The sequence below is a fragment of the Streptococcus infantis genome (assembly GCF_047464215.1).
GTDB lineage: Bacteria > Bacillota > Bacilli > Lactobacillales > Streptococcaceae > Streptococcus > Streptococcus infantis_P.
In genome coordinates this window covers 23,985-39,915 of sequence record NZ_JASHCG010000012.1, presented here as the reverse complement: position 1 = coordinate 39,915, position 15,931 = coordinate 23,985, and the positions used below count along the sequence as shown (strand labels likewise).

At 41.4% G+C, this 15,931-nt stretch carries 15 protein-coding genes; 14 read left to right on the top strand and 1 reads right to left on the bottom strand.

Annotated elements, in window-relative coordinates:
- The first annotated feature begins 280 nt into the window (after window positions 1-280).
- The 12 genes from QM469_RS07765 to QM469_RS07710 all read left to right on the top strand — a co-directional run bounded on the left by QM469_RS07765 (window position 281) and on the right by QM469_RS07710 (window position 7,951).
- Window positions 281-526, top strand: a complete 246-nt coding sequence (locus tag QM469_RS07765) for a YneF family protein (RefSeq protein WP_001048970.1) — start codon at window positions 281-283, stop codon at window positions 524-526.
- A 205-nt stretch (window positions 527-731) separates the two neighbouring features.
- Window positions 732-1,526, top strand: coding sequence for a glutamate racemase (gene racE, locus QM469_RS07760; RefSeq protein ID WP_049503242.1), 795 nt, complete (start codon window positions 732-734; stop codon window positions 1,524-1,526).
- A complete protein-coding gene (locus QM469_RS07755; protein ID WP_414273928.1) occupies window positions 1,523-2,494 on the top strand; it encodes a nucleoside-triphosphate diphosphatase in 972 nt (323 codons plus the stop codon). Before racE ends, QM469_RS07755 begins: the two co-directional genes overlap by 4 nt.
- Complete coding sequence (locus QM469_RS07750) at window positions 2,470-2,991, top strand: metallophosphoesterase (RefSeq protein ID WP_004251713.1); 522 nt, start codon at window positions 2,470-2,472, stop codon at window positions 2,989-2,991. The genes QM469_RS07755 and QM469_RS07750 overlap by 25 nt, the downstream gene beginning before the upstream one ends.
- Window positions 2,988-3,449 carry a cyclic-di-AMP-binding protein CbpB gene (gene cbpB, locus QM469_RS07745; protein ID WP_414273927.1) on the top strand — a complete coding sequence of 154 codons (462 nt, stop codon included), beginning with the start codon at window positions 2,988-2,990 and terminating at the stop codon, window positions 3,447-3,449. Before QM469_RS07750 ends, cbpB begins: the two co-directional genes overlap by 4 nt.
- Entirely contained in the window at window positions 3,446-4,180 is a 735-nt protein-coding gene (xerD, locus tag QM469_RS07740) for a site-specific tyrosine recombinase XerD (RefSeq protein WP_414276486.1), read from the top strand. The genes cbpB and xerD overlap by 4 nt, the downstream gene beginning before the upstream one ends.
- Window positions 4,180-4,914, top strand: a complete 735-nt coding sequence (locus QM469_RS07735) for a segregation/condensation protein A (RefSeq protein ID WP_414276485.1) — start codon at window positions 4,180-4,182, stop codon at window positions 4,912-4,914. The genes xerD and QM469_RS07735 overlap by 1 nt, the downstream gene beginning before the upstream one ends.
- A 12-nt stretch (window positions 4,915-4,926) precedes the next feature.
- Window positions 4,927-5,496, top strand: coding sequence for an SMC-Scp complex subunit ScpB (gene scpB, locus QM469_RS07730; RefSeq protein ID WP_414276484.1), 570 nt, complete (start codon window positions 4,927-4,929; stop codon window positions 5,494-5,496).
- Window positions 5,483-6,208, top strand: a complete 726-nt coding sequence (locus QM469_RS07725; protein WP_414273925.1) for a pseudouridine synthase — start codon at window positions 5,483-5,485, stop codon at window positions 6,206-6,208. Before scpB ends, QM469_RS07725 begins: the two co-directional genes overlap by 14 nt.
- Window positions 6,208-6,462 (top strand): membrane protein insertion efficiency factor YidD, encoded by a 255-nt coding sequence (yidD, locus tag QM469_RS07720; RefSeq protein ID WP_414273924.1) that lies wholly within the window; start codon window positions 6,208-6,210, stop codon window positions 6,460-6,462. Before QM469_RS07725 ends, yidD begins: the two co-directional genes overlap by 1 nt.
- Before the next feature lie 103 nt (window positions 6,463-6,565).
- Complete coding sequence (gene pepA, locus QM469_RS07715) at window positions 6,566-7,630, top strand: glutamyl aminopeptidase (protein WP_414273923.1); 1,065 nt, start codon at window positions 6,566-6,568, stop codon at window positions 7,628-7,630.
- A 24-nt stretch (window positions 7,631-7,654) separates the two neighbouring features.
- Window positions 7,655-7,951 (top strand): bacteriocin immunity protein, encoded by a 297-nt coding sequence (locus tag QM469_RS07710; RefSeq protein WP_414273922.1) that lies wholly within the window; start codon window positions 7,655-7,657, stop codon window positions 7,949-7,951.
- 96 nt (window positions 7,952-8,047) lie between these two features.
- Here the strand turns inward: QM469_RS07710 and QM469_RS07705 are convergent, their stop codons facing one another.
- Window positions 8,048-9,679, bottom strand: coding sequence for a Na/Pi cotransporter family protein (locus QM469_RS07705; RefSeq protein ID WP_248034841.1), 1,632 nt, complete (start codon window positions 9,677-9,679; stop codon window positions 8,048-8,050).
- A 304-nt stretch (window positions 9,680-9,983) separates the two neighbouring features.
- Between QM469_RS07705 and QM469_RS07700 the strand changes: the two genes are divergently transcribed.
- Both QM469_RS07700 and QM469_RS07695 read left to right on the top strand, forming a co-directional pair.
- Window positions 9,984-14,984 carry an endo-beta-N-acetylglucosaminidase gene (locus QM469_RS07700; RefSeq protein ID WP_414276483.1) on the top strand — a complete coding sequence of 1,667 codons (5,001 nt, stop codon included), beginning with the start codon at window positions 9,984-9,986 and terminating at the stop codon, window positions 14,982-14,984.
- 251 nt (window positions 14,985-15,235) lie between these two features.
- Window positions 15,236-15,769, top strand: a complete 534-nt coding sequence (locus tag QM469_RS07695) for a hypothetical protein (RefSeq protein ID WP_075231975.1) — start codon at window positions 15,236-15,238, stop codon at window positions 15,767-15,769.
- The last annotated feature ends 162 nt before the right edge of the window (window positions 15,770-15,931 follow it).

Here is a 15,931-nt window from a genome sequence, read left to right as displayed (position 1 = left end):
TTGTCTTTTAAAAAAATAAGTCTTGCAGAAATATGTGTGATTTTTTCAGATAATCTTAATATAACAAATAAACAAAACTATTGCAAGGGCTTTCAAGAGAAATGGCCTTATTTTACCAAATTTTAGTGCTTCTATTTTTTTTATAAAAATCGAACTTAAAAATGATTAGATATGAAATGAAATATGAGGAATTAGCCATCTGAAAGCGTAACTCAAACTAGTCAGGCGTAGGACTTTATGGTATAATATAGAAGATTCAAAAAGAAACAGGAGAAATGTTATGAACCTTATTTTAGCAATTGTATTGATTCTTTTGGCTTTTCTAGGAGGAGCTCTTGGAGGTATGTACTTGGTGCGCAAGCAAATCGAAAAAGAATTTGCGGATAACCCACGTTTGAACGCAGAAGCAGTTCGTACTCTCTTGAGTGCAAACGGTCAAAAGCCAAGTGAAGCTAAAGTACAACAAGTTTACCACCAAATCATTCGCCAACAAAAAGCAGCCCTTGCTAACAATAAAAAGAAATAAATAGGAAAAGTCTGGGATGAAAGTTCCAGACTTCTCACTATGTTTGACTGATATTTAGAGATAAGACTTTTTCCTTGCATTCTATTGATAATTGATTATGATTAAGAGGGAGACAGTGGGGAGCTACCCAGTCTGTCAGCAATTTCAGGAAGAAATGAATAATAATGAACTATCAATCAGAAAAAAATACTAGAAAGAAGACTGTATGGATAATCGACCGATTGGTTTTTTGGATTCGGGCGTTGGAGGCTTGACCGTTGTACGTGAACTCATGCGCCAGCTTCCCCATGAAGAAATCGTCTATATTGGAGATTCGGCACGGGCTCCTTATGGTCCCCGTCCTGCTGAGCAGATTCGTGAATATACTTGGCAACTGGTCAACTTTCTTTTGACCAAGGATGTTAAGATGATTGTTATTGCTTGTAATACAGCAACGGCAGTCGTCTGGGAAGAGATTAAAGCTAAGTTGGATATTCCGGTGTTGGGTGTGATTTTGCCTGGTGCATCAGCAGCTATCAAAGCAAGTCAAGGTGGGAAGATCGGTGTGATTGGAACCCCGATGACGGTAAAATCAGATATTTATCGACAAAAGATTCATGATCTAGACCCAGATTTACAAGTGGAAAGCTTGGCCTGCCCTAAGTTTGCTCCCTTGGTAGAGTCAGGTGCTCTATCGACCAGTGTGACTAAGAAAGTCGTTTATGAAACCTTGCGTCCCTTGGTCGGAAAAGTAGATAGCTTGATTTTAGGCTGTACTCATTATCCACTCCTCAGACCTATCATCCAAAATGTCATGGGGCCTAAGGTTCAACTGATTGATAGCGGAGCTGAGTGTGTACGTGATATTTCAGTCTTGCTCAATTACTTTGAGATTAACCGTAGCCGAGATGCGGCGCCCCTTCAACACCGTTTTTATACAACTGCAAATAGCCAAAGTTTTGCCCAGATAGGAGCAGAATGGCTGGAAAAAGAGATTCATGTGGAGCATGTAACATTATGACAAACAAAATTTATGAATACAAGGATGACCAGGACTGGTATGTTGGATCCTACAGTGTTTTTGGTGGCATTCGGACTTTGACGGATGATGAGTTAGAGTTTCCGCTATTTGATTTGGCTAAAATCTTTCGAGATGAGGAGCGAGGATTTCCACTTTCAGTCACTGTTTTACGATATGGTTCAGCCTACCGCTTACTCTCTTTTGTGGTAGATATTCTCAACCAAGAAGCGAATCGAAACTTGGAAGTCATCCAACGTCAGGGAGCTCTGCTTCTGGTTGAAAATGGGAAGCTCTTGCATGTAGAATTGCCTAAAGAAGGAGTCAATGTTCAGGACTTTTTCGAGACAAATAAAGTCAGAGAAACCTTGTTGATTGCAACTCGTAACGAGGGTAAAACCAAGGAATTTCGAGCTATCTTTGACAAACTGGGCTATGACGTAGAAAATCTAAATGATTATCCAGATCTACCTGAAGTAGCTGAAACAGGTATGACCTTTGAAGAAAATGCTCGCCTCAAGGCTGAAACTATTTCTAAATTAACAGGCAAGATGGTTCTGGCAGATGATTCTGGACTCAAAGTCGATGTGCTTGGTGGTCTACCAGGTGTCTGGTCAGCTCGTTTCGCCGGAGTAGGGGCAACTGATCAAGAAAATAACGCCAAACTCTTGCACGAACTAGCTATGGTCTTTGAACTTAAGGACCGTTCAGCACAATTCCACACAACTTTGGTCGTGGCTAGCCCAGGTAAGGAAAGCTTGGTTGTCGAAGCTGACTGGCCAGGCTACATTAATTTTGAACCTAAGGGTGAAAATGGTTTTGGTTATGATCCACTCTTCTTAGTAGGAGAAACAGGCAAATCATCAGCTGAATTAACCCTCGAAGAAAAAAATAGTCAATCCCACCGTGCCTTAGCCGTTAAGAAACTTTTGGAGGTATTTCCATCATGGCAAAGCAAACCATCATTGTAATGAGTGACTCCCACGGAGATAGCTTAATTGTAGAAGAAATCCGGGACCGTTATCTTGGGAAAGTCGATGCTATTTTTCACGATGGTGACTCGGAACTTCGCCCAGACTCACCACTCTGGGAAGGAATCCAAGTAGTCCGAGGAAACATGGACTTTTATTCAGACTATCCAGAACGTTTGGTGACTCAACTGGGTCCTACCAAGATTATCCAGACTCATGGACATTTGTTTGATATTAACTTCAATTTCCAAAAGCTTGATTTTTGGGCTCAAGAGGAAGATGCAGATATCTGTCTTTATGGGCACTTGCATGTTCCAAATGCTTGGATGGAAGGGAAGACCCTTTTCCTAAATCCTGGTTCTATTAGTCAACCACGTGGGACCATCAGAGAATGTCTCTATGCCCGTGTAGAGATTGATGATAGCTACTTTAAAGTGGACTTTTTGACACGGAACCATGAGGTCTATCCAGGCTTATCCAAGGAGTTTGCTCGATGATTGCCAAAGAGTTTGAACAGTTTTTACTGGAGCAAGAGGAAACCTTTTTAACTCCTGCTGAAAATTTGGCTGTGCTCATTGATACCCACAATGCAGATCATGCAATTCTCCTCCTTAGCCAGATGACCTATACCAGAGTGCCAGTGGTGACTGATGAGAAAGAATTTGTCGGAACCATTGGACTTAGAGACATTCTGGCCTACCAGATGGAGCAGGGCTTGAGTCAGGAAGCCATGGCAGATACGGATATCGTACATATGGCCAAGAAGGACGTAGCAGTTGTCAGTCCAGACTATACACTGACGGATGTTTTACATAAGTTAGTGGATGAGTCTTTCCTACCAGTCGTTGACAAGGATGGTATCTTCCAAGGCATTATCACACGGAAGTCTATCCTTAAGGCTGTCAATGCTCTCTTGCATGATTTTAGTAAGGAATATGAGATTCGAAGCAAATGAGAGAAGGAATTTCAGCATTTTTAGAAGAAAAACAAGGTTTGTCTGTAAATTCTAAGCAATCCTATAAGTATGACTTGGAGCAGTTTTTAGATTTGATTGGAGAACGAATCTCTGAGACAAGTTTAAAAATCTACCAAGCTCAACTATCAAATTTTAAAATTAGTGCCCAAAAGCGTAAGGTTTCTGCTTGTAATCAATTTCTTTACTTTTTATACCAGAAAGGGAAAATTGGTACCTTTTATCGTTTAGAATTGCCTAAACAGGCTGAGAAAAAGAAAGTTCAATCAGAACTTTTAGACCTCAGTTCTTTCTGGCAAGAAAGTGCTTATCCTGAGGGACGCTTGTTGGCCTTACTGATAGTTGAATTGGGCCTCTTACCAAGTGAAATTTTAACTCTAAAGGTTGCGGATATCAATCTGGATTTTCAAGTTTTGAGAATCAAGAAGGCTTCCCAACAGAGAATTGTAGCTATCCCAACGCGCTTGCTTCCAGAATTGGCTCCCTTGATGGACCAGACCTATATTTTTGAAAAGTCTGGCAAAGCCTACTCGCGTCAGTGGGCCTTTCGTCAGTTAGAAGCCTTTCTAAAGGAAAAAGGTTTTGCAGATTTATCGGCTCAAGGGTTAAGGGAACAGTTTATACTGAGACAAATTGAAGAGAAGGTTGACTTGTACGAAATCGCCAAAAAATTGGGATTAAAAACAGTCATGACCCTAGAAAAATATAGATAATGGATATTAAATTAAAAGATTTTGAAGGGCCTTTGGACTTGCTCTTACACTTGGTTTCAAAGTATCAGATGGATATCTATGATGTACCGATTACAGAAGTTATTGAGCAGTATCTAGCCTATGTGTCAACCTTACAGGCCATGCGCCTCGAAGTAGCAGGTGAGTATATGGTGATGGCTAGTCAACTCATGCTAATCAAGAGTCGAAAGCTCTTGCCAAAGGTTGCAGAAGTGACGGATTTAGAGGATGACCTTGAGCAGGACCTCCTTTCTCAAATCGAAGAATACCGTAAGTTTAAACTTTTGGGAGAGCAGTTGGAAGTGAAGCACCAAGAACGAGCTCAATATTACTCAAAAGCACCGACAGAGTTAATTTACGAAGATGCAGAACTCGTGCATGATAAGACCACGATTGACCTTTTCTTAGCCTTTTCAACTTTGTTAGCTAAGAAAAAAGAAGAATTTTCCAAAAGTCATACAACCATTTTACGCGATGAATACAAGATTGAAGATATGATGGTCATCGTCCGAGAAGCTTTGGTTGAAGGTCAGCAATTATGCTTGCAGGATTTGTTTAAAGAAACCAAGGATTTACAAGAGGTCATCACACTCTTTTTAGCAACTTTGGAGTTGATTAAAACCCAAGAAATTCTCTTGATTCAAAAAGAGAGCTTTGGAGATATCTATCTCCTGAAAAAGAATGAGGAAAATCAAGTAGAGCAAAGTCAGGCTTGATAGAGAGGAAGTATGAGTACTTTAGCAAAAATAGAAGCGCTCCTGTTTGTGTCGGGTGAAGATGGGATTAGGGCTCGCCAGTTGGCAGAGGTTCTATCGCTTCCACCAACAGGAATTCAGCAAAGCTTAGAAAAATTAGCCAAAAAGTATGAAAAAGACCAGGATTCTAGTCTAGCCCTGATTGAGACAGGTGGTGCCTACAGATTGGTAACCAAGCCTCAATTTGCAGCTATTTTGAAAGAATATTCTAAGGCACCCATCAACCAGAGCCTATCTCGGGCTGCGCTAGAAACCTTGTCTATCATTGCCTACAAGCAGCCTATCACACGGATAGAAATCGATGCTATCCGGGGGGTTAATTCAAGTGGAGCGCTAGCTAAGTTGCAAGCCTTTGACTTGATAAAAGAAGACGGGAAAAAAGAAGTTCTTGGACGCCCTAATCTCTATGTAACGACGGATTATTTCCTGGATTACATGGGTATTAATCATTTGGAAGAATTGCCAGTGATAGATGAGCTTGATATTCAAGCACAAGAAAGCCAATTATTTGGTGAAAGGATAGAAGAAGATGAGAATCAATAAATATATTGCCCACGCAGGTGTGGCCAGTAGGAGAAAAGCAGAAGAGTTGATCAAGCAGGGCTTGGTGACTGTCAACGGTGAGGTAGTACGTGAACTAGCGACGACTATCAAGTCAGGAGACAAGGTCGAAGTTGAAGGCCAACCCATCTACAACGAAGAAAAGGTCTATTATCTGCTCAATAAACCACGTGGTGTAATTTCCAGCGTGACAGATGACAAGGGCCGCAAGACTGTTGTTGACCTTTTACGCAATGTTAAAGAACGGATTTATCCGGTAGGGCGTTTGGATTGGGATACATCTGGAGTTTTGATTTTGACCAACGATGGGGACTTTACAGACGAGATGATTCACCCTCGAAATGAGATTGACAAGGTCTATGTTGCGCGTGTTAAAGGTGTAGCTAACAAGGAAAATCTTCGTCCTTTGACTCGTGGAGTTGAGATTGAAGGCAAGAAAACCAAGCCAGCTGTTTATGAAATTCTAAAAGTAGATCCTGTTAAAAACCGTTCGGTTGTCCAGCTAACCATTCATGAAGGACGCAATCACCAGGTTAAAAAGATGTTTGAAGCAGTTGGTCTCCAAGTAGATAAACTTTCTCGAACTCGTTTTGGTCATCTAGACTTGACAGGACTTCGTCCAGGAGAATCACGCCGTCTTAATAAAAAAGAAATCAGCCAACTACACAACATGGCTGTAACAAATAATAAATAATGAAAAAAATCTTAATTGCGCCAGTGCGCTTTTACCAACGCTTTATCTCGCCAGCCTTTCCACCGTCTTGCAGATTTGAGCCTAGTTGTTCAAACTATATGATTCAGGCTATTGAAAAACATGGATTCAAGGGAGTTTTGATGGGCTTGGCTAGGATATTACGTTGCCATCCTTGGTCTGAAACGGGTAAAGATCCAGTACCAGATCATTTTTCATTAAAGCGAAATACAAGAGAAGAAGGATCACATTTGTGATTCTTTTATTGTTATAAGAGTAAGTTACTTGGTAAAATGTTGATTTCCACTACCTTTCTCCTATAAAAAGTGGTAAAATGGTTGAAAGAAAGAAGGGATAGAAATGACAACATTATTTTCTAAAATCAAAGAAGTAACAGAACTTTCCGCTATCTCAGGTCATGAAGCACCTGTCCGCGCTTATCTTCGTGAAAAAATTACACCTCACGTGGATGAAGTAGTGACAGATGGCTTGGGTGGTATTTTTGGTATCAAACATTCAGAAGTTGCGAATGCACCTCGCGTCTTGGTAGCATCTCACATGGATGAAGTTGGTTTTATGGTGAGTGAAATCAAACCAGATGGAACCTTCCGAGTCGTTGAAATCGGTGGTTGGAACCCGATGGTTGTTAGCAGCCAACGATTTAAACTCTTTACGCGTCAAGGACGTGAAATTCCAGTCATCTCAGGTTCAGTACCTCCACATTTGACTCGTGGGACAGGTGGACCAACCATGCCAGCTATTTCAGATATCGTTTTTGACGGTGGTTTTGCGGATAAGGCTGAGGCTGAAAGTTTTGGTATCCGTCCTGGGGACACAATCGTTCCAGACAGTAGCGCAATCCTAACAGCTAACGAAAAAAATATCATCTCAAAAGCATGGGACAACCGCTACGGAGTTCTCATGGTTAGCGAGTTGGCAGAAAACTTGTCAAGCCAAAAACTAGGCAATGAACTTTATCTTGGGGCTAATGTCCAAGAAGAAGTCGGACTTCGTGGTGCTCATGCATCTACAACAAAATTTGACCCAGAAGTATTCCTTGCTGTAGATTGCTCACCAGCTGGAGATGTTTATGGTGGCCAAGGTAAGATTGGTGATGGAACCTTGATTCGTTTCTACGATCCAGGTCACTTGCTTCTCCCAGGGATGAAAGATTTCCTTTTGACAACTGCTGAAGAAGCCGGAATCAAGTACCAATACTACTGTGGAAAAGGTGGAACTGACGCAGGTGCAGCTCATCTGAAAAATGGTGGAGTACCATCAACAACAATCGGTGTTTGTGCCCGTTATATCCACTCTCACCAAACACTTTATGCAATGGATGATTTCCTTGAAGCCCAAGCTTTCCTACAAGCCTTGGTGAAGAAATTGGATCGTTCAACGGTTGATTTGATTAAAAATTATTAAACTAAAAAGATGGAGGTGATAGGTATGGAAGAACCAAACCTAGAAACCTTGATACGGGACCTTTACAATCATGCCCGTCAAAACTTGAGTGAAGATTTAGTGGCTGCACTCCTAGAAACTGCCAAGCAATTGCCCAGCACCAATGAGCGATTATTGGCGGTACGACTTTCAGGTTTAGTTACACTCGAATTACTCCAAAATCCCAAAACACCAGCACCAGAGTTAGTCAATCTGGCCCGCTTTATCCAAAAGGAAGAAGCTAGGTACAAGGGCGCAGCTGCATCTTCCATTATGATTGGAGAACTATTTAAAATGCTTTGATTCCATTGTGAATCAAAGCATTTTTCTATACGTTAGAAAAGATACTCTCGAGTAAGAGATGAAAAAACCACCTAAGTCAAGGTGGCTTCTTATCTATTAAATTTGTTCTGCCAAAACCTTTTCGGCCAGGTTCATAGCGTGGTCTGACACACGAGTGTAGTGTGAAATAATATCAATAAAGTTGACACCAGCTTGGGTAGAACATTCGCCGTTGTTGAGACGTTTAATGTGAGTCTTACGAAGGACGCGTTCCATCTTGTTGATGGCTTCATGGCGTTCAATAAGAGCTTGAGCTTTTTCAAGGTCATTGTTTTCAACACTCTCAAGAGCATCTTTAACGAAATCGCTTGTTTGACGGTAAATATCTTCCAACTCTTCTAAGGCTGAGTTAGAGAATTGAACATTCTTGCGTTGCAAGTAGTCATTAAGATTAATCAAAGCTTCAGCGTGGTCACCGATACGTTCCAAGTCTCGAGAAGAATCAAGGATGTTGGTTAAGACTTCACTCTCTTTTTGACTCAATGCTTCACTAGATAGACTAATGAGGTAACGTGTTAATTTCTCGTCGATTGTGTTGATAGCTTCTTCCGTCTTGTGTCCTTTTTCAGCTACTTTATCGTCAGAATTGATGATGTAGTCATAAGAAAGGTCAAATGCTTTAACCGCATAGTTTCCTAGGTGCAAGAGTTCTTTCTTGGCATTTCCTAGGGCGATAGAAGGGGCTTGCTTGATGAGTTGTTCATCCAAGTAAAGAGGTTCGTATTTAACAACTTCGTCTTCACCAGGGATTAGCTTAGTAACAAAGTAAGCCAGAGCACCGATGAATGGGAATTGTACAATGGTGTTACTTACGTTGAAGGCACCGTGTGAGAAGGCAATCGTCATCTCAGGTGAGAGGTGAAGTAGTGCCTGGAAGTACTCGATCATCGCAGTGAATGGGCCTAACAAGATTAAGCAGAGGATGGTTCCTAAAACGTTAAAGGTAACGTGTGTTGCTGCAACTCGTTTAGCAGAGATGTTTGCTCCGGCTGCTGCGATAATAACCGTTAAGGTTGTACCGATATTATCCCCGAATAGGACTGGTAGTGCCCCTTTGAGGTCGAGGAATCCACCTGCATAGAGACCTTGTAGGATCCCGATGGTTGCAGAAGATGCCTGAATCAAAACGGTAATGACTGCACCAGCCACAACTCCCAAGATAGGATTTTGCCCCAAGGTAACCATGTATTCCTTGAACTGAGGCAAGTCTTTAAGAGGGCTCATCCCAGCACTAATGAGGTTGAGTGCATAGAAGATACCACCCACACCAAAAAGGATACGTCCAATATTATTTGCAGTACGGTTTTTTGTAAAGAATAAGAACATGGTTCCAAGGAAAATCAAGGGTAGGGCATACTCGCCAAGTTTGAAACCGATGATGAAGGACGTTACGGTCGTTCCAATATTGGCTCCCATGATAATCCCGATGGCCTGTCTAAGGGTGAGGAGACTAGCACTAACCAGTCCAACCGTAATAACCGTTACACCTGTACTTGACTGGATGAGGGCAGTGACGACAATCCCCACTAAGACCCCTAAGAAGGGATTACTTGTGTACTTATCAATGTAATATCGAAGACGATCTCCAGCTGCTTGTTGCAAACCGTCTCCCATGGTCTTGATACTATATAAAAATAGTCCCAGACCACCTAAAAAGTGAAAAATAATTTCCTGCCAATTAATGGACATTTTCTTTTTCCTCCGAAAAATAATCGCGGAATTTCTCCCATTCTATTTTAAAGGATAAAAGTAAATCTAACAAGTAGTAAATGCTCTTTTTTTAGAAAAATGTTGATTTTATTCGAAAAATGGCAGATGATTGTCTAATTTATATTAATTCTTCACTTCTTTATAGTTCTTAAAGGGCTAGTGTTGACTCTTTTTCTAAATATCGTAAAATAAAAATGACCTGTTCTGTGTATTTTTGGAACAGCTACTTTTTTAATTCAAAAATAAAGCGCTTACTTTCAGGAGAAAGTCAAAGGAGAAAAAGATGAAGAATCCATTTTTTGAAAAACGTTGTCGCTATAGTATTCGAAAATTGTCAGTGGGTGCCTGCTCATTGATGATTGGTTCAGTTCTATTTGCAGGTCCAGCTTTGGCTGAAGAGTCTGTCGTTCCAGAAAATGGGACAACAACTACAGCAGTAGTTTCAGAGCAACCGTCAACCACTACTCCAGCAGAAGCAACTACACCAGCACCAGAAGTATTGAAAGAGCTAGAAGCGAGGGAAGACAAGGTTAGTGAACAACCTATTTCAGAAGAAAAACCAACCATGGACCAATTGACTGCAGGTGATAAGGAAGTAGCTAGCCCGGTTGCTGAAGCGCCAAAGGCTGAAGAGGCACCTGTAGCTACAGAAAATAAGGCTGAAGAGAAAGCAACTGTCTCAGACGTTCCTAAGAAAGAAGAAAAAAGTCTTCGACCAAAAGAAATTAAGTTTGACACCTGGGGAGATTTGTTAAAATGGGAACCAGGTGCCCGTGAAGACGATGCTATTAACCGATCTTCAGTAGAACTAGCCAAGCGCTATCGTGGACATGTTGTCAATGAAAAAGCTAATAAGGATGCCAAGGTTGAAGCCCTTGCTAACACTAACTCTAAGGCTAAAGACCATGCTTCTGTAGGTGGTGAAGAGTTTAAGGCCTATGCTTTTGACTACTGGCAATACTTGAATTCCATGGTCTTCTGGGAAGGGCTGGTTCCAACTCCGGATGTGATTGATGCTGGTCACCGTAATGGTGTTCCTGTATTGGGTACACTCTTCTTCAACTGGTCAAATAGCATTGCAGACCAAGAAAAATTCGCTGCGGCCCTTCAACAAGACGAAGACGGAACATTCCCTATCGCTCGCAAGTTGGTTGATTTGGCCAAATATTATGGATTTGATGGCTACTTTATCAACCAAGAAACAACAGGTGATATCGTAACGCCCCTTGGTAAGAAAATGCGTGACTTCATGCTTTATACCAAGGAATATGCTGCTAAAGTCAACCATCCTGTCAAGTATTCTTGGTACGATGCCATGACCTATGAATATGGTCGTTATCACGAAGATGGACTTGGTGAATACAACTATCCATTCATGCAAAAAGAAGGGGACAAGGTTCCTGCAGATCACTTCTTTGCCAACTTTAACTGGACTAAAGAGAAAAATGACTATTCTGTAGCTATGGCCAAATGGCTAGAACGCAGTCAGTATGATGTTTTTGCAGGTTTGGAATTGCAACAAGGTGGTTCTTATAAGACAAAAGTGAAATGGGATGCCCTTTTTGATGAGAATGGAAAACTTCGCTTATCACTTGGACTTTTTGCCCCAGATACTATCACGAGTCTTGGGAAAACAGGTGAAGACTATCATAAGAATGAAAATATCTTCTTCACAGGTTACCAAGGAGATCCAACTGGTCAAAAACCAGATGACAAGGACTGGTACGGGATTGCTAACCTAGTAGCTGACCGTACACCAGCAGTAGGCCGTAGCTTTACAACATCCTTTAACACAGGACATGGTAAAAAATGGTTTGTAGACGGTAAAGTCTCTAAGGATTCTGAATGGAACTATCGTTCTGTATCAGGTATCTTGCCTACATGGCGCTGGTGGCAAACATCATCAGGAGCTAAACTCCAAGCTGACTATGATTTTGAAGATGCCTACAATGGCGGTAACTCACTCAAATTTGCGGGTGATTTAGCCGAAAATACCAACCAAGACGTTCGTCTTTACTCTACCAAACTGGAAGTAACGGATAAAACAAAACTTCGGGTTGCCCATAAGGGTGGTAAGGGAAGCAAGGTTTATGTAGAGTTTGCGACTCAGAAAAACTATACTTATGGTGGTGAGAATGCTCGTAAAGAACTGACTCTATCTGACGACTGGACAAAAGACGAATTTGACTTGAGTGACTTGGCAGGTCAGACCATTTACGGTATAAAACTTACTTTCGAAAATTCTGCTGCTCTTAAGGATTATCAATTTAACTTGGGTGAGTTGACTGTGACAGATAATCAAGAGGCTCCTCAGGCTCCAACTGCTCTGAAAGTAGCCAAACAATCTCTCAAAAATGCCCAAGAAGCGGAAGCTATTGTTCAATTTACAGGTAACAAAGATGCTGACTTCTATGAAGTTTATGAAAAGGATGGCGATGCTTGGCGCCTATTGACAGGCTCATCTGCCACTACTATCTACCTACCAAAAGTTAGCCGTTCAGCTAGTGCAACTGGAACCAGTCAAGAGTTGAAGGTTGTTGCAGTCGGTAAGAATGGCCTTCGCTCTGAAGCTGCAACTACAAACTTCGAATGGGGCATGACGGTTCAAGATACACGTCTCCCAAGACCATTAGCAGAAAATATCGTTCCAGGAGCGACTGTTATTGGAAGTACCTTCCCAAATACAGAAGGCGGAGAAGGCATCGAAGGTATGTTGAATGGTACAATCACCAGCCTATCTGACAAATGGTCTTCTGCTCAGTTGAGTGGTAGCGTTGATATCCGTTTGACACAACCACGCCGTGTCGTTAGATGGGTCATGGACCATGCCGGTGCTGGTGGTGAATCTGTCAACGACGGCTTGATGAACACGAAGGACTTCGACCTCTACTACAAGGATGAAGCTGGAGAATGGAAACTAGCTAAAGCCGTTCGTGGTAATAAAGCCCATGTGTCAGATATTACTCTTGATAGTCCAATTACGGCCCAAGACTGGCGCTTGAATGTTATCACGTCTGACAATGGAACGCCATGGAAAGCTATTCGTATCTACAACTGGAAGATGTATGAAGCTCTTGATACGGAGAGTCAAAACATTCCAATGGCGAAAGTGGCGGCGCGTGTCCTAACGGACAATAAGATTCAGCTTGGATTCTCAGAAGTTCCTGCTGGGGCAACCATCACAGTTTATGACAAGGCAGATTCACAAACTCCAATCGCTACCTTAAATACAGCAGTTGGAGGAGATTTGGCGACAGATCCATTGAGCTTTGAAAAACGTCCGAGCCTTCTATACTACCGTACACAATTGCCAGGTAAAGAAATCAGTAATACCCTTGCTGTAACGATTCCTCAGGATGAAAGAAAGATTAAGGCTGTCAGTCTAGAAGCGGCACCTAAAAAGACAAGTTACCAAGATGGTGAGGAATTGAATCTTAAAGGTGGTCTTCTTCGTGTTAAATATGAGGGTGAAGAAGCAGACGAAGTCATCCACCTTAGTCATGCAGGTGTAGTTGTTAACGGCTACGATGCTCACCATCATGGTGAACAAGAGTTAACAGTAACCTATCTTGGTCTTCCAGTTGCAGGTAGCTTTAAAGTTCAAGTGACTGGTGAAGAAGCTGGTCCAAAAGAAGTCGCAGCCTTGTATATTAGCAAGCAACCGAAAATTGATTACTTCGTAGGCGATACTCTTGACTTATCAGAAGGACGTTTCAAGGTCTTGTATGATGATGAAACGGAGACTGAACATAACTTTACAGACCAAGGTGTCGAAATTACAGGCTATGATTCTCAAAAAACAGGCCGTCAAAAACTTCAGTTGCACTATCAAGGTCAAACTGTCGACTTTGATGTTCTAGTATCACCTAAAGCAGCTGTCAACGACGAATACCTGAAACAAGAAATCACATCTGCCCAAGGACGCAAAGAAACAATAGTTTATACATTTGCCGATGCAGCAAAACAAGCAGCTCTCGTTGAGAAGATTGATGCAGCGAAAGCGATTTTAGAAAACCATGATGCTAGTCAAGAAGCAGTCAACCAAGCCTTGAATGATTTGAAACAAGCTGGTACTGAATTGGATGGCAATCAACGTTATCAAACTGCTAGAGAAGAATTGGAAAGCTTGCTCGAATCCGTCATTGAAAAAGATCCTCAATCTGAGTTGATTGCGCAAGCTGAAGCTTTGTTATCTTCACAAACGCCAACTCCAGAAGCATTTGCCAACCTCAAGGAAGAACTCAATAAAAAACTCCTTGTTAAAGAAAGCCATCATGTGGGTAGCTTAGAAGAAGGTGAAACTGCGCCAACAGTTGAAGCACTACCTGAGTTAGTGGTTGAGACAGAAACTCAAGCCTTCGAGCATCAAGAACGTCCGTCAGGAGATCTCTTGTTGGGTGAACGACGTCTTGTTCAGGCGGGTGTAGAAGGACAAACCCGTCACTTGATTGAAGTGGATGCCAAAGGCAACCGTACTCTTCTTAAGACAGAAGTAGTCAAAGAAGCAGTGGCAGAAATCATTGAAGTTGGTACCAAGGTAGAAAGCCGTGTTCAACCATTGGACGGTTCTGGAAATCTTGTTCTCGAAAAACTAGAATTGGAAGTGAAAGAAGAAGCCGTAGCCTTCAAACACCAAGAGCGTCCGACAGGAGAGCTTTTACTAGGTGAACGCCGTCTGGTTCAAGCAGGTGAGGCTGGTCAAATCCGTCACTTGATTGAGGTAGATTCTAAAGGCAGTCGTACACTTCTTAAGACAGAAGTCGTCAAGGAAGCAGTGACTGAGATTATTGAAGTTGGTACCAAAGTAGAAAGCCGTGTTGAGCCACTAGAAGGACCAAAAGTCTTGGAAGTTAAGAAACCAAGCCTGGTAGTTGAAGAAGAAGTTCTTGCATTTGGACGTGAAGAAAGAGAAAACTCAAACCTTTTAGCAGGTGAACATCGTCTAGTTCAAGCTGGAGTGGAAGGACTTCGTAGAAATCTTATAGAAGTTGATGCTGAAGGCAAACGCAGTCTTAAGGGTACAGAACTTGTCAAAGAAACTGTAACTGAGATTGTTGAGATTGGACCAAAAGTGGATGTCAAAACTGACAAATCTCTTGCACCTGCTCCAGTAGTAGAAGCAGCTAAGCAGGAACCAGCAAAAACAGAAGCACAATCTGAAAAACCTGAAGGAAAACAACTTCCAAGTACAGGTGAAGGAGTAGATGCAAATCTAGTAGCTCTTGGATTGGTTGGAGTTCTAGGTGGCTTTGGACTACTCGCTCAAAAGAAAAAAGAAGATTGAGTTGAACTTCTAAATTACCGTCTGACAAGATAATAGTATTAAAAGGCAAGAGCCATTTTTGGTTCCTGCCTTTTTGCATTCTTAGAATGTTTGTGTTAAGATTTTTATTACTCCATAAGAAACCTTGTAATGAAATGTTTGCATGTTCTGCTTTTAATTTTTTTGGTTGTGTCTGTTTATAGAGTTATTTCTAGTAACTCTCAAGTAACTCTCATCAAGAATTGGTTTGGGGATAGGAAAGGAAAAAGACGATGAAATTGTTAAAAGTAGTCATTGCTGTAATCATTGTAGTAGTGAGCCTTGGCTTAGTAGTATTCATAGGAGCGAGTATGTATGCTGTTACTACAATCAATTTGCTATCTAACTCAGTCTATTATGCGCAACGGATGCCTCATAAGGAGGGGACAGAACCCGACTTAGTCATGTTGATTGAAAACATGGGGGAGATTTATACTCCGAAAATTGAAGGTATTCGCTATGATGATGGAGCGAAATTTATCGAAAATTCTATCGATTCAAGTGGTAATCCTACCAGTTTTGGTGAGTTTGATGGAGGTTATGGCTACAGTGATAAAAACGATGTGTCCTATAAGTTTGATAAGAATTTTGAGCTTGAGTGGACCCTCGATAAAGAGTATAAAGAAATTGATCTTGCAACAATTGATGAAACAAAGATAAAAGGAGAGATTAGAGAGACCCTTAAACCCATACTTGATGTACAATCTAAGCCCGTTGTCAATCTTCAATGGTTGTTTAATATGAAGTATCAGGATAGGTTTAATTAGAGATGCAGATAGGTCTTTAATTTGAAATTAAACTGAACAAAAGTGATTGAACTCTTAGAAATGCGATGCTGATATTTCTGAGAGTTTTTCTATCGCCATGCAAAACTTTCAAAATAGATTTTTAAAAATTGAACGGTTTCTGAAGAGTTAGTTCAAAAAATA

Excerpts from the sequence above, each read along its gene's own strand:
- QM469_RS07750 (WP_004251713.1), top strand. The coding sequence starts at position 2,470 with ATGGCAAAGCAAACCATCATTGTAATGAGTGACTCCCACGGAGATAGC.
- cbpB (WP_414273927.1), top strand. The coding sequence starts at position 2,988 with ATGATTGCCAAAGAGTTTGAACAGTTTTTACTGGAGCAAGAGGAAACC.
- yidD (WP_414273924.1), top strand. The coding sequence starts at position 6,208 with ATGAAAAAAATCTTAATTGCGCCAGTGCGCTTTTACCAACGCTTTATC.
- xerD (WP_414276486.1), top strand. The coding sequence starts at position 3,446 with ATGAGAGAAGGAATTTCAGCATTTTTAGAAGAAAAACAAGGTTTGTCT.
- QM469_RS07705 (WP_248034841.1), bottom strand. The coding sequence starts at position 9,679 with ATGTCCATTAATTGGCAGGAAATTATTTTTCACTTTTTAGGTGGTCTG.
- QM469_RS07725 (WP_414273925.1), top strand. The coding sequence starts at position 5,483 with ATGAGAATCAATAAATATATTGCCCACGCAGGTGTGGCCAGTAGGAGA.
- QM469_RS07710 (WP_414273922.1), top strand. The coding sequence starts at position 7,655 with ATGGAAGAACCAAACCTAGAAACCTTGATACGGGACCTTTACAATCAT.
- QM469_RS07700 (WP_414276483.1), top strand. The coding sequence starts at position 9,984 with ATGAAGAATCCATTTTTTGAAAAACGTTGTCGCTATAGTATTCGAAAA.
- pepA (WP_414273923.1), top strand. The coding sequence starts at position 6,566 with ATGACAACATTATTTTCTAAAATCAAAGAAGTAACAGAACTTTCCGCT.
- QM469_RS07695 (WP_075231975.1), top strand. The coding sequence starts at position 15,236 with ATGAAATTGTTAAAAGTAGTCATTGCTGTAATCATTGTAGTAGTGAGC.
- QM469_RS07735 (WP_414276485.1), top strand. The coding sequence starts at position 4,180 with ATGGATATTAAATTAAAAGATTTTGAAGGGCCTTTGGACTTGCTCTTA.
- racE (WP_049503242.1), top strand. The coding sequence starts at position 732 with ATGGATAATCGACCGATTGGTTTTTTGGATTCGGGCGTTGGAGGCTTG.
- scpB (WP_414276484.1), top strand. The coding sequence starts at position 4,927 with ATGAGTACTTTAGCAAAAATAGAAGCGCTCCTGTTTGTGTCGGGTGAA.
- QM469_RS07765 (WP_001048970.1), top strand. The coding sequence starts at position 281 with ATGAACCTTATTTTAGCAATTGTATTGATTCTTTTGGCTTTTCTAGGA.
- QM469_RS07755 (WP_414273928.1), top strand. The coding sequence starts at position 1,523 with ATGACAAACAAAATTTATGAATACAAGGATGACCAGGACTGGTATGTT.